12 protein-coding genes are annotated in these 12,247 nt (G+C 73.1%); 9 read left to right on the top strand and 3 right to left on the bottom strand.

Annotated elements, in window-relative coordinates; all coding sequences use genetic code 11:
* Positions 1 to 194 precede the first annotated feature (194 nt).
* The 6 genes from ABD976_RS20205 to ABD976_RS20230 all read left to right on the top strand — a co-directional run bounded on the left by ABD976_RS20205 (position 195) and on the right by ABD976_RS20230 (position 5,506).
* Positions 195 to 1,097: a 5-oxoprolinase subunit B family protein gene (locus ABD976_RS20205; RefSeq protein WP_345365504.1), complete on the top strand. Its 903-nt coding sequence runs from the start codon at positions 195 to 197 to the stop codon at positions 1,095 to 1,097.
* A complete protein-coding gene (locus ABD976_RS20210) occupies positions 1,094 to 2,080 on the top strand; it encodes a 5-oxoprolinase subunit C family protein (RefSeq protein WP_345365506.1) in 987 nt (328 codons plus the stop codon). The genes ABD976_RS20205 and ABD976_RS20210 overlap by 4 nt, the downstream gene beginning before the upstream one ends.
* A 14-nt stretch (positions 2,081 to 2,094) precedes the next feature.
* Positions 2,095 to 2,334 carry an acetyl-CoA carboxylase gene (locus ABD976_RS20215; RefSeq protein ID WP_345365508.1) on the top strand — a complete coding sequence of 80 codons (240 nt, stop codon included), beginning with the start codon at positions 2,095 to 2,097 and terminating at the stop codon, positions 2,332 to 2,334.
* A complete protein-coding gene (locus ABD976_RS20220; RefSeq protein WP_345365510.1) occupies positions 2,331 to 3,698 on the top strand; it encodes an acetyl-CoA carboxylase biotin carboxylase subunit in 1,368 nt (455 codons plus the stop codon). Before ABD976_RS20215 ends, ABD976_RS20220 begins: the two co-directional genes overlap by 4 nt.
* Before the next feature lie 74 nt (positions 3,699 to 3,772).
* Positions 3,773 to 4,639: an SDR family oxidoreductase gene (locus ABD976_RS20225; protein ID WP_345365512.1), complete on the top strand. Its 867-nt coding sequence runs from the start codon at positions 3,773 to 3,775 to the stop codon at positions 4,637 to 4,639.
* A 99-nt stretch (positions 4,640 to 4,738) separates the two neighbouring features.
* Positions 4,739 to 5,506 (top strand): SDR family NAD(P)-dependent oxidoreductase, encoded by a 768-nt coding sequence (locus ABD976_RS20230; RefSeq protein WP_345365514.1) that lies wholly within the window; start codon positions 4,739 to 4,741, stop codon positions 5,504 to 5,506.
* A 49-nt stretch (positions 5,507 to 5,555) separates the two neighbouring features.
* On the opposite strand, the gene ABD976_RS20235 is transcribed toward ABD976_RS20230, so the two are convergent.
* Positions 5,556 to 6,578, bottom strand: coding sequence for an Lrp/AsnC family transcriptional regulator (locus ABD976_RS20235; RefSeq protein ID WP_345365516.1), 1,023 nt, complete (start codon positions 6,576 to 6,578; stop codon positions 5,556 to 5,558).
* Positions 6,579 to 6,679: 101 nt separating this feature from the next.
* Between ABD976_RS20235 and ABD976_RS20240 the strand changes: the two genes are divergently transcribed.
* The 3 genes from ABD976_RS20240 to ABD976_RS20250 all read left to right on the top strand — a co-directional run bounded on the left by ABD976_RS20240 (position 6,680) and on the right by ABD976_RS20250 (position 8,737).
* A complete protein-coding gene (locus tag ABD976_RS20240; RefSeq protein ID WP_345365518.1) occupies positions 6,680 to 7,378 on the top strand; it encodes a DUF5058 family protein in 699 nt (232 codons plus the stop codon).
* A 16-nt stretch (positions 7,379 to 7,394) separates the two neighbouring features.
* Positions 7,395 to 8,060: a hypothetical protein gene (locus ABD976_RS20245; RefSeq protein ID WP_345365520.1), complete on the top strand. Its 666-nt coding sequence runs from the start codon at positions 7,395 to 7,397 to the stop codon at positions 8,058 to 8,060.
* A 95-nt stretch (positions 8,061 to 8,155) separates the two neighbouring features.
* Positions 8,156 to 8,737, top strand: a complete 582-nt coding sequence (locus tag ABD976_RS20250) for a TetR/AcrR family transcriptional regulator (RefSeq protein WP_345365522.1) — start codon at positions 8,156 to 8,158, stop codon at positions 8,735 to 8,737.
* Between the two features lie 55 nt (positions 8,738 to 8,792).
* On the opposite strand, the gene ABD976_RS20255 is transcribed toward ABD976_RS20250, so the two are convergent.
* Both ABD976_RS20255 and ABD976_RS20260 read right to left on the bottom strand, forming a co-directional pair.
* Positions 8,793 to 11,024: a cytochrome P450 gene (locus tag ABD976_RS20255; RefSeq protein ID WP_345365525.1), complete on the bottom strand. Its 2,232-nt coding sequence runs from the start codon at positions 11,022 to 11,024 to the stop codon at positions 8,793 to 8,795.
* Positions 11,025 to 11,034: 10 nt separating this feature from the next.
* Positions 11,035 to 12,243, bottom strand: a complete 1,209-nt coding sequence (locus ABD976_RS20260) for a serine hydrolase domain-containing protein (protein ID WP_345365527.1) — start codon at positions 12,241 to 12,243, stop codon at positions 11,035 to 11,037.
* Positions 12,244 to 12,247 lie beyond the last annotated feature (4 nt).

Genomic DNA, 12,247 nt, shown 5'->3' on the forward strand with positions numbered 1-12,247 from the left:
CCGACCACCTCCCGGTCCGGTCCAGCACGCGCCGACCTCCATTGAAGACCTCGGCCCCGGAGACTGCACCGCCCGCCGCTTGCCCGCGATACCCCGAAGGTGGGATCTTCGTTCGCGAGCACCATGCGCCGGTCACGCCGACGGCGCATCCTCGGATCAGGGTGAGGTACCTCTCCGCCGCTAGGAGGTCGACCGTGACCGGAACGAGGCTCCAGCTCCCGCCGGCCCGCTACGAGTTCGGCGGGGATGAATTCGTCTTCGTCGAGCTCGACCAGGAGATGAGCCTGCAGGCCAACTTCAAGGCCATGGCGATCACCGGGGACCTGCGACGGGAGGACATCGACGGCGTCATCGACATCTGCCCGTCCAACGCTTCCTACATGGTCCGGCTCGACCCGGACCGGCTCGACCCCACCGAGCTCGTCGACGAACTCCGGCGCCTGGAGGGCTCGGCCGCCGAGATGCCGCCGGACTACTCGGTGCGGACCAGGATCGTCGACGTGCCGGTCCTGTTCGAGGACCCCTGGACCCACGAGACGCTGATGCGCTTCCGGGATCGCCACCAGGACCCGGATGTCACCGACTTGGAGTACGCCGCGCGCATCAACGGCTTCCGCGGCGTGCCGGACCTGATCGAGGCGATCTCCGCCGCGCCGTTCATCGTCACCATGCTCGGCTTCGTGCCCGGCCTGCCGTTCTGCTACCAGATGGTGCCCCGGGACCGGCAGATCGAGGTCCCGAAGTACGTCCGGCCGCGCACCGACACCCCGGAGCGCGCGTTCGGCTACGGCGGTGCGTTCGCGGTGGTGTACCCGGTGCGGGGCGCCGGCGGGTACCAGCTGTTCGGGATCGCCCCCGCACCGGTGTTCGACCTGGCCCAGCGATTGCCGGACTTCACCGAGGGCATCGCCTTCCCGCGCCCGACCGACATCCTGCGGTACCGCCCGATCGACCGGGGCGAGTACGACGCGCTCCGCTCGGAGGTGGAGGCGGGCACCTTCCGCTACCGCATCCGGGACGTGGAGTTCTCCCCGCCCGAATTCCTCGCCGATCCCGACGGGGTGAACCGCGAGCTGCTGGAGGTGCTGTACCGGTGAGCGAGGTCATGGTGCGCAAGGGCGGCCTGTCCACCACGGTGCAGGACGCCGGGCGGGACGGGCAGTACGCGATCGGGATGCCGCCCTCCGGGGCGATGGACCAGTTCTCCTACGAGGTGGCCAACCTGCTGGTCGGCAACGACGCGGGTGCGGCGGTGCTGGAGGCCACCTACCTCGGCCCCGAACTGGAGTTCACCGACGCGCGGCGGGTGGCGATCACCGGCGCCGACAGCGCGGTGACCCTCAACGGCGAGCCCGTCGGGATGTGGCGGACGACGTCGGTGGGAGCCGGGGACGTGCTGGCGTTCCAGGGCATCCGGGCCGGGGCGCGGCCCTACATCGCGGTCTCCGGCGGCATCGACGTGCCGCCGTACCTGGGATCGCGGTCGACCTACATGCTCACCGGGATCGGCGGCTTCGGCGGTCGCGCCCTGGCCGACGGCGACCGGGTGCCGCTGGGCGAGCCGGGCGCGCCGCCGCCGGAGGGCATCGAGGTGCCCGCGCGGTTGCGCCCGGAGCTGCCGGACGCGGTGGAGCTGCGCCTGGTCGTCGGGCTCTGCGCCTACCGGCTCACCGAGGAGGCGCTGAAGTCCTTCCTGGACACCCCGTGGAAGGTGACCAAGGACGCCGACCGGGTCGGGTACCGGCTGCGCGGCGGCACCCTCGGCTTCATCGAGCGGGAGCAGCCCTTCGGCGCGGGCAGCGACCCGGCCAACGTCGTGGACCTCGGCTACCCGGTGGGCTCGGTCCAGGTCCCCGGCGGGGACGAACCGATCGTGCTGCTCAACGACGCGGTCACCGGCGGCGGGTACGCCACCATCGGCACGGTGATCTCCGCCGACCGCGACCGCATCGCCCAGGCCCGCACCGGCAGCACCGTCTCGTTCGCCGCCGTGGAGGTCGACGCGGCGCTGGCGGCGCGCCGGGAGCGCAGGGCGCGGCTGGACGAGGTCCGAACGGCGCTGTCCGCGAACGTCCGATGAGAGGAGTGGTGCTGATGTCCACGGTGAACGCTCAGATGCCGGGCGTGTTCTACCGCCGACCGGCTCCGGACAAGGAGGCCTTCGTGGAGGAGGGCGTGGTCGTCGAGGTGGGGCAGACGATCGGCCTGATCGAGGTCATGAAGACCTTCAACGAGATCAAGGCCGACCAGAGCGGGCGGATCAGCAAGATCCTGCTCGAGGACGGCGACGAGGTGGAGCCGGGGCAGAGCCTGTTCGAAGTCGAGGACGCATGACGGGCCTCGGCCGGGTCCTGGTGGCGAACCGGGGCGAGATCGCGGTGCGGACCATCCGCGCCTGCCACGCGCTGGGCGTCGAGGCGGTCGCCGTGTACTCCGATGCCGACGAGCACTCCCGATGGGTCCGGATCGCCGACCACGCCGTGCACATCGGCCGCTCGGCGGCGAGCAAGTCCTACCTGGACGGTGAGGCGCTGCTCAAGGCGGCGAAGCAGTCCGAGTGCGACGCGGTGCACCCCGGCTACGGATTCCTCTCGGAGAGCGCGGAATTCGCCCGCGCGGTGCTGGACGCCGGACTGGTGTTCGTCGGTCCGACCCCCGAGGCGATCGAGCGGATGGGCGACAAGGCCACCGCGCGGCGGACCGCGCGCGACGCCGGGGTGCCGGTGGTGCCGGGCAGCGGTGCGGTCGCCGACCTGGCCGAGGCGGAGGCGGCGGCCGGCGACGTCGGCTACCCGATGCTGATCAAGGCCGCGGCGGGCGGCGGCGGACGCGGCATCCGCCCGGTCCGGGACGGCGCGGAGCTCGCCGCGGTGCTGCCCTCGGCGCAGGCGGAGGCGCGTTCGGCCTTCGGCGACGGCACCACGTACCTGGAGCGGGCGATTCCGCACGCGCGGCACATCGAGGTGCAGGTGCTCGCCGACGAGCACGGCAACGCGGTGCACCTGTTCGAGCGGGACTGCTCGGTGCAGCGGCGCAGGCAGAAGCTGATCGAGGAGGCCCCCGCGCCGGGGCTGCACGAGGTGACCCGGCAGGCGATCACCACCGCCGCGGTGCGGCTCGCCCACCACGTCGGCTACCGCGGCGCGGGTACGGTCGAATTCCTGGTCGACGCCGAGGAGAACTACTACTTCATCGAGATGAACACCCGGGTGCAGGTCGAGCACCCGATCACCGAGGCGATCACCGGCGTCGACGTCGTGGCCGAGCAGTTGCGGATCGCGGGCGGCGCGCCGCTGTCGTTCGCGCAGGACGAGGTGGACCGGCGGGGTGCGGCCGTCGAGCTGCGGATCAACGCCGAGGACCCGGACCACGACTTCGCGCCGTCCCCGGGCACCATCGAACGGCTGGACCTGCCCGGCGGGCCCGGCGTCCGGGTGGAGACCGGCGTGGTGCGCGGCGACCGGATCAGCCCGTTCTACGACTCGCTGATCGCCAAGCTGGTCTGCTGGGGCGCCGACCGGGACCAGGCGTACGCGCGGGCCCGCCAGGCGCTCGCGGAGCTCGAACTCGAAGGGGTGCACAGCACCGTCCCGCTGCACCGGCGGCTGGTGGCCGACGCGGAGCTGCGCGCCGGGCCGGTGCACACCCTGTGGTTGGAGCAGCGGTTGGGGGAGCGCCCGGCCGACGCCGACCGGTAGCGCGCCGGTGTGGCGGCGGGCGCTGCTGGGTAAGCCGGGGGCGCACCGCGCAGCCGACCGGAAGGACGACCGCGATGACCGACCTGCCCCGCACCGCGCCGGCGCAGCAGCAGGCCCCGCCCGGCACCACCGGCCCGATGGATCCGAAACCGCGCGACGAGATGCGCGACTACACCGGGGCGGGCCACTTGGCGGGGCGCAAGGCCCTGGTCACCGGCGGCGATTCGGGCATCGGCCGCGCCGTGGCGGTGGCCTTCGCCAAGGAGGGCGCCGACGTCGCCATCGCCTACCTCGACGAGTCCGAGGACCACGACGCCGAGCACACCGCCACGCTGGTGCGGCAGGAGGGGCGGCAGTGCCACCTGTTCCGCGGCGACCTCGCCGACGAGCAGCACTGCCTGCGGGTGGTCGACGAGGCCGCCGACCGGCTCGGCGGGCTCGACGTGCTGGTCAACCACGCGGGCACCCAGATGCCGGTGGACGACCTGTCCGAGATCAGCACCGAGCAGCTCGACCGCACCTTCCGGATCAACGTCTACGCGCTGTTCTGGCTGTGCCAGGCGGCGTTGCGGCACCTGCCGGACGGCGCGGCGATCATCAACACCGGCTCGGTGAACGCCCTGCGCGGCAACAAGGGCCTGATCGACTACTCGGCCAGCAAGGCGTCGGTGCACAGCCTCACCCAGTCGCTGGCCCAATCGCTGACCCCGCGGCGGATCCGGGTCAACTGCGTGGCCCCCGGTCCGGTGTGGACACCGCTGATCCCGTCGACCTTCGGGGAGGGCAAGGTCGAGGGCTTCGGCGAGGGGACCCCGATGGGGCGGATGGGCCATCCCGACGAGATCGCGCCGTCCTACGTCTTCTTCGCCACCGAGCGGCTCTCCAGCTACTACACCGGTGAGGTGCTGGCCCCGGTGGGCGGCGAGACGCACCCCGGCTGACCCGTCCGGCCACAGTGGACGACCACCGGGATCCGGCCTTGTTCGCCGGGTCCCGCCGGTCTACCTTCGGATGCGGCGACCCCGGCGGAGGGAGGTGCGATGGCGACGGTGCCGGAGGCCGGTCTGCGGGACAAGGTGGCCCTGGTGACCGGCGGTAGCCGCGGCCTGGGGCGGGAGATGGTGCTGGCCTTCGCCGCGGCCGGGGCGCACGTGGTCGTGGTGAGCCGCAAGTACGAGGCGTGCGCCGCGCTGGCCGCGCAGGTCCGCGAGCGCACCGGTCGGGAGGCGCTGCCGGTGGCCTGCCACATGGCCGACTGGGCGGCCCAGGAACGGCTCGTCGAGCAGGTGGAGCAGCACTTCGGCCGGATCGACGTGCTGGTCAACAACGCCGGGATGGCACCGCGCTACGACAACCTCGACGGGGTCACCGAGGAACTCTTCGACAAGGTGATCGGGGTCAACCTCAAGGGGCCGTTCCGGCTCACCGCTCTGGTCGGCACCCGGATGGCCGCGGCCGAGGGCGGATCGGTGATCAACATCGGCAGCGTCGCCGCCGAGCGGCCGACCCCGCACGAGCTGCCCTACGCCGCGGCGAAGGCCGGGCTCAACGCGCTGACCAAGGGCTTCGCCCAGGCGTTCGGCCCCCGCGTGCGGGTCAACGCGATCCTGGCGGGACCGTTCCTCACCGACGTGAGCAAGCACTGGGCCCCGGAGGCGACGCACCGCCGGTTCGGCGAGTACCCGCTGGGGCGCGCCGGGCGGCCCGAGGAGATCGTCGGCACCGCCCTGCACCTGGCGGGCCCGGGTTCGAGCTTCACCACCGGCGCGGTCATCCCGGTGGACGGCGGCCGGACCGCCAAGGCGTGACCCCCTAGCGGGCCCTCCGCTCCCGGACCGGGGTGCTGCCGGTGCGGGACTACCCGTCGGCGGGTGCCACGAACGGGACGAACCCGGTGCGGCGGCCGTCGGGGCGCAGCACGTGGCCGAGCCGCTTGCCGAAGCGCGGGGTGATCCAGCGGTCGATCACCCGGGTGCCGGGGAACCCGGCGGCCAGGTGCTCCTCGAAGCCGTCGAGGTCCTCCATCCGGTGCAGCCAGACCTGCACCACCAGGTTCGCCGCGCTGCCGACGGTGACGCACAGCCGGATCTCCGGCAGCCGGGAGATCGCGGTGGCCACCGAGGTGAGCTCGCGCTGCGCCACGTCCAGCCACAGCGTCGCGGCCACCTGCCAGCCCGCGGCGTGGTGCGCGACCTCGCAGCGGACCGAGACGTGCTCGTTGGCCAGCAGCCGGCGGATCGCCCGGCTCGCCGTGCTCACCGAGCACCCGAGGCGGGCGGCGACCGCCGTCGCGGGCAGCCGGGCGTCCGGTCCGAGCAGCCGCAGCAGCTCCAGGTCGCGGGTGCCGAGCGGCTGCCGGGTGCGGGCGTCGCCGGGGCCCAGCGCCCGCTGCTGCGCGGGGGACAGCGAATCCAGCCGCCAGGACGCGGCTTCGCGGATGATCCGGCGGAAGAAGTGGGTGCGGGTGGCCCGCACCCCGGGCAGCGTGGCGATGTCGGCGGCCACCTCCTCGTCGAGGGCGAGGATGCTGGGCGCGAGCACGGTCAGCATCAGCTCGCGCCGCCCGGAGGTGGCGTCGATGTTCCACACCGCGCGTCGCCGGGCCAACCGCGCCATCACCGCATCGCGGGCCCCGGCCAGGCACTCGACCTCGACGAACGCCCCGGCGTGCCAGTCGTGCCCGGTCCAGCCGGGACCGGCCACCGGGTAGGTGCTGAACCACGCCAGCCCGTCGCGCTCCAGCCGGGCCCAGCGCCGGGTCAGCGTCGAGGCGTCCACCTCCAGCACCCGGGCCAGCCGGGCCCAGGCGATCCGGGGCCGGATCTGCAACGCGTGGACCAGGCTCAGGTCGGTCTCGTCGACCGGGCAAGAATCATGCATCCGGGTGACCCTAGTGCGAATTCCGTGCGACGTGGGCCCCCTGCGCGCCGGGACCGGCAGCCTTCGCCGGGTCCGATGCCCCCGCGCTCCCGGAGGTCGAGGTGGACCTGCCGCCCGTCGCCCAGTCGCCGGTCCTGTGGACCGCCGCGATCGGGGTGTTCGTCGTCATCGTCGTGCAGTCGGTGCTCTACTGGCGCGCGGCGGTGCGCGCGGCACCCGAGGCAGGCATGAGCAGGGCGGAGCTGGTCCGGGCCTTGCGCACCGGCGCGGTGACCGCCATCGGCCCGTCGCTGGCGGTGGTGTTCGTCGCGGTCGGCCTGCTCGCGGTGTTCGGCACTCCGGCGGTGCTCACCCGGATCGGGTTGATCGGTTCGGCCGCCTTCGAGACCGCCGCGGCGCAGACCGCCGCCGACGCGGCCGGGATCGAGCTCGGCGGCGCCGGGTACGACGACCGGGCGTTCGCGCTGGTGCTGTTCACCATGAGCATCGGCGGGGCGGCCTGGATGGTCAGCACGCTGGTGCTCACCCCGCTGCTGCGCCGGGCCGACCACCGCATCCGCGCGCTGAACCCGGTCGTGATGACGATCGTGCCGAGCGCGGCGATGACCGCCGCGTTCAGCTACCTCGGCCTGGCCGAGACGCTGAAGTCCGGCGTCCACCTGATCACCTTCGTCGTCGGCGCCCTGACCATGGTGCTGTTGCAGGTCGCCGCGGCGCGCTGGCGGCAGCGGTGGCTCAAGGAGTGGTCGCTGGGCGTGGCGATGGCCGTGGCGCTGGGCGCCGCCGCCGTCGCGCTGTGAACGGAGGAGGCACCCGATGGTCGACGATTTCGAACGCACCACCTCGCGGTGGGGGCGCCTGACCATGCTCGTCGGGCTGGCGCTCTCGCTGGCCGGGCCCGCGTACCTGATGTTCGGCCTCGACCACTGGCCGGGACTGGACCTGGTCGGACAGGCGTGGCTGGCGGTGGCGCTGGTCTACGGCGTGCTGTGGGTCGCCGAGCCGGTGTCCTACTACCCGATGCTCGGGTCGGCGGCGACCTACCAGGCGTTCATGATCGGCAACATCGCGAACAAGCTGCTGCCCTCGGCGCTGGCCGCGCAGCAGGCGGTCGGCGCGGCCCAGGGTACCCGGAAGGCCGAGATCGCGGCGGTCACCGCGATCATCGGTGCGGCGGCGGTGCACCTGGCCTCGCTGCTGGTCCTGGTCGGCCTGCTCGGCACCTGGGTGGTGTCGGTCATCCCGCCGCAGGTGCAGGAGGTGTTCGGCTACGTGGTGCCGGCGATCTTCGGCCCGGTGCTGATCCAGTCGGTGCTCGCCGCCGACCGGCCCCGGACCGCGCTGATCGCCGGTGGCTGCGGCGCGGTCGGGGTGTTCGTGCTGGTCCCGCTGGTCCCCGCCACGCAGATGTTCGCGATGGCGCTGTGCGTGGTGGCGGCGGTGGTCCTGGCCCTGCTCGCCCGCCGCCGCGACGCCGCCTGAACCGCCCGCCGCGGTGGCCGGATGCGGGCGGGGGCGGGCGGGTGCGGCAAGATGGCGGCCGCACCACGTCGCCGAGCCACCGCGAGGGCCGCCCGATGAGCGATCGCACCGCGCGCAGCGCCGCCACCCGGCGGCGCTTCGTGGACGTGGCGTTGCGGCTGTTCCGGGAGAAGGGCTACGCGCAGACGTCGATGACCCAGATCGCCCAGGCCGCGGGCGGCAGCAGGGCCAACCTCTACCTGTACTTCAACAGCAAACCGCAGCTCGTGCTGAGCCGGATGCGGGAGCTGGAACCGGAGGTGGTCGAGCTGTACGCCGCGCTGGACGCGCTGCCGGACCACGGGCCGGAGGCGATGCGGGGCTGGATCGACCGCGCCCGGGGGATGTGGCGCCGGTACGGGGCCGAGTTCGAGGCGCTCACCCAGGCGACGAGCGCCGAACCGGACGTCCTGGAGGACTGGCTGGGGCTGCTGCGCAGGCTGTGCCGGGAGCAGGTCGTCCTCTACCGGGACTGCGCCTCCGAGGGGGAGCGGCTGGACCGGGAGGCGCACCTGCTGGTCCTGATGATGAGCCTCGAACACACCTTCCACTTGTTGTACGTGCGCGGGCGCGTCGAGCAGGAGGAGCGGATCCTGGCCGCGCTGGCCGTGCAGTGGGCGCGGCTGTACGGCCGCTGACCGCGCCGGGGACCGTCGGGGAGCTCCCCGACGCCGAGTTCACCCGACGCGGGGCTCACAGGTCGAGGACGAGCCGGGGACATCCGCGGGCGGCGCGGGACACGCAGATCATCATGGTGTCCCCGGCCTCGTGCTCGGCGGCGGACAGGATCGAATCGCGGTGGTCGGCGCGGCCGGCCAGGACGCGGGTCTCGCAGGTGCCGCAGGTGCCCTCCTGGCACGACGAGAGCACCGGAAGACCGGCGTTCGCCGCGGCGTCGAGCAGGGTTTCGTCGGCGCCGACGTCGACGACGGTGCCGGACGCGGCGCACTCCACCTGGAACGGGGTGTCCGGTTCGGCGCGTTCCACCGGTTTCGGGGCGAACCGCTCCAGCCGCAGGGAGCCCTTCGGCCACCCGGCCGTGGTCCGCTCGACGGCCCGCAGCAGCGGTTCGGGGCCGCAGGCGTAGACCAGGGTGCCGCGGCGGGCGGTGCCGAGCAGGCCGGGCACGTCGATGCGGCCGGCTTCGTCCTGCGGGACCAGGGTGACCTTGTCGCCGTGCGCGGCCAACTCGTCGAGGAAGGCCATGGAGGAGCGGCTGCGCCCGCCGTAGACGAGTTCCCACCGCGCTCCGGCGCGCTCGGCTTCGGCGATCATCGGCAGGATCGGGGTGATGCCGATGCCACCGGCGACGAACACGTACCGGTCGGCCGGGGCCAGCCGGAAGTTGTTGCGCGGCCAGGACGTCGTGACCGTCGAGCCGGGGACCAGGTGGTGCGCGGCCGCCGACCCGCCGCGGCCGTCCGGCTCGCGCAGCACCCCGATCCGGTATGTGGTGCGGTCCTCGGGGTCGGAGGACAGCGAGTACTGCCGCACCAGCGGTCCGTCCGCGCCGGGCAGGTGCAGGTCGAGGTGCGCGCCGGGCTTCCAGCGGGGCAGGTCCCCGCCGTCGGGGTGGCCGAGGGTCAGCGCGACCACGCCGTCGGCCACCTGCTCGCGCGCGAGGACGTCGAGGTCGAGGGTGCGCGCGGTGCGCGCGCGGGAACGCCGCACGTCGGCGGTGTCCCAGCTGACCCGCAGGTTCCGGCGGATCGGGACCAGGGCGGTCCGCCGGAAGTCGAGCTCGACGGGTTCGTCGGGGCGCAGCGACGGCAGCCGCTCGAACAGCACCCGCAGCCCGGTGGGCCCCTGCACCCGGGCCAGCGGGTTGCCCAGGCAGGTGTGCCGCCCGGTGGAGAACGCGAGGTGGTCGGTGGGGTCGGGACGGTGGATGTCGAACTCGAACGGCCGCTCGCGGTGCGCGGGGTCGGTGTTCGCGCTGCTCAACGCCACGTGGATCATGTCGCCGGCGGGAATGGTCACCCCGCCGATCTCGACGTCGGCGGTGGCGCGGCGCGAGGTGAACGTCGACGACGGTCGGCGGCGCACGGTTTCCTCGAACACCCGCGACCACAGCTCGGGCTCGGCCAGCGCGTCCCGCAGGGTGTCGGTGTCGCGGGACAGGAACAGGATGGCGTTGGCCATCGCCTGCGCCGTGGTGTCGGTGCCGGCGGCGGCGAACTCGGCGATGTGCAGGCCGATGCGCGCGGTGTCCAGGGACCAGGTCCCGTCGGCGTCGCGGGCCGAGGCCAGCACCGAGATGAGGTCGTCGGCCTCGGAACCGCGCCGGGACTCGATGATCTCCCGCAGTTCGAGGTTGGCGGCCACGAACCGGTCCCAGATCGCCAGCCGGTCGTCCTCGGTGATGTCCTCGTGCGCGCTGGAGAGCACGACGAACAGGTCGTCGCGCACCTGGCGCAGCATGGGTTCCCGGGCCCGGTCGAGGTCGAGCAGCGCCATGATGGTCTGGGTGGTCAGCTCCAGGCAGTAGTCCTCGACGATGTTGCCGGAGCCGTTGTCCTCGAACCGGTCGACGATGCGGTGGGCGCGGGCCTCGATCTCGGGCTGGAGCCGGTCCATGCGGCCCTTGAGGAACCCGCGCTGGGCGACCCGGCGGGTCTCGGTGTGCTCCGGTGGGTCCTGGCCCACGATCATGTGGGACACGAGTTCGGGCGGGAACACCGCGCGGTGCTCGTCCGGGACTTCCGCCGCGGTGTTGGCCGCCGAGGAGAACGCCTGCCAGTCGCCGAGGACGCGCAGCGCGTCCTCCCGCCGGGTCACGACCCAGCCGTGCAGCCGCTCGTACCAGAACACCGGGGTGTCGTCGCGGGCGGCGGCCAGGTGCAGGGCGGGGTCGCGGTAGTAGGCGTCGGCGAAGACGTCGAACCCGTGGGCGACCGGGCAGCGGCCGGGGTGCGTGCTGGTCATCGGGGTCACCTCACTGGTCGCGGACCGCCGCGGCGGTGATCGAGGACAACTTCTGGAAGCGGGCGACGTTGTCGCCCTCGTCCATCACGCCGGAGGACAGGAAGCAGAACGACACTCCGGAGGCGGGGTCGACCCACAGCAGGGAGGAACCCGCGCCGTAGGAGCCGAAGGTGCGCGGGGAGACGAACGGGCCGAAGAACCGGGCGTGCGTGCCGGTTCCGGCCAGGGCCATGCCCAGGCCCATGGTGCCCGGCGGCGGGTCCCACCTGCGCGCTTCGGCGACCATGCCGTAGAGGTCGTTGATCTCGTCGCCGGTCTGGTTCGTGGTGGCGAAGTCCAGCACCGGTTCGCCGATGAGCTGCTCGCCGGCGGCGGTGCGGCCCCGGTTGCGCAGCATCTCGGTGAAGGCGAAGACGTCGTCGACGGTGGACACCGCGCCGACCCAGGGCATTTCGGCGTCGGTGCGGGCGATGACCTCGTCGAGGCATTCGATGTCGTCGGGTTCGAGCCAGGAGCCGCCGCCGGTGAGGACCTTCAGCGGCACGGCGCGGTCCCGCCACTCGGCGGGCAGGCCGAACCGGGTGTGCCGCATGCCGATCGGGGCGAAGACCTTGTCGTGCACGAGCTGCCGGAACGACTCGGCGCCGTAGGCGCGGCGGGCCATCTCGCCCAGCAGCGCGTGGTTGATGGCCGCGGAGTAGTTCAGGTTGGTGCCGGGTTCGTGGACGACGTCGACGGAGCCGAGCGCGTCGATGACGTCGGCGAGCACGGCGAAGCGGTCCGGGCCCAGTCCGGGGTTGGGGGTGGCGGGCATCCCGGCGCGGTGGGTGAGCAGGTGGGCGACGTTGATCCGGTCCTTGCGGGCGGCGCGGAACGGTTCGGCACCGAGGAATTCCGGGATGAGGTCGACCACCCGCGTGGACAGCATCAGCTTGCCCTCGCTGAGCGCGCGCAGCACCAGGGCGTTGGTGAAGCCCTTGGACATCGACAGGATGCGGTAGACGTCGGTGGGTGCGGTGGGGCGTCCGGTGGCCGCCTCGGCGTGGCCGTAGCTGCCGCGCAGCGCGATCCGGCCGTGGCGGGCGACGACGATGTTGGCGCCGTGGTAGTCGCCGCGGGCGATGTCGTCGCGGAGGGTTTCGTCGAGCACGTCGAGGAACCGGCGTTCCAGCCCGGGGACGTCGGTGATGCTCACCTGGTGCTCGTGGCCTTCGGTCATGGCG

It is taken from the genome of Saccharopolyspora cebuensis, from assembly GCF_039542665.1.
In the GTDB taxonomy this organism is placed as follows: domain Bacteria; phylum Actinomycetota; class Actinomycetes; order Mycobacteriales; family Pseudonocardiaceae; genus Saccharopolyspora; species Saccharopolyspora cebuensis.

Excerpts from the sequence above, each read along its gene's own strand:
- ABD976_RS20225 (WP_345365512.1), top strand. The coding sequence starts at position 3,773 with ATGACCGACCTGCCCCGCACCGCGCCGGCGCAGCAGCAGGCCCCGCCC.
- ABD976_RS20235 (WP_345365516.1), bottom strand. The coding sequence starts at position 6,578 with ATGCATGATTCTTGCCCGGTCGACGAGACCGACCTGAGCCTGGTCCAC.
- ABD976_RS20250 (WP_345365522.1), top strand. The coding sequence starts at position 8,156 with ATGAGCGATCGCACCGCGCGCAGCGCCGCCACCCGGCGGCGCTTCGTG.
- ABD976_RS20255 (WP_345365525.1), bottom strand. The coding sequence starts at position 11,024 with ATGACCAGCACGCACCCCGGCCGCTGCCCGGTCGCCCACGGGTTCGAC.
- ABD976_RS20230 (WP_345365514.1), top strand. The coding sequence starts at position 4,739 with ATGGCGACGGTGCCGGAGGCCGGTCTGCGGGACAAGGTGGCCCTGGTG.
- ABD976_RS20245 (WP_345365520.1), top strand. The coding sequence starts at position 7,395 with ATGGTCGACGATTTCGAACGCACCACCTCGCGGTGGGGGCGCCTGACC.
- ABD976_RS20220 (WP_345365510.1), top strand. The coding sequence starts at position 2,331 with ATGACGGGCCTCGGCCGGGTCCTGGTGGCGAACCGGGGCGAGATCGCG.
- ABD976_RS20260 (WP_345365527.1), bottom strand. The coding sequence starts at position 12,243 with ATGACCGAAGGCCACGAGCACCAGGTGAGCATCACCGACGTCCCCGGG.
- ABD976_RS20215 (WP_345365508.1), top strand. The coding sequence starts at position 2,095 with ATGTCCACGGTGAACGCTCAGATGCCGGGCGTGTTCTACCGCCGACCG.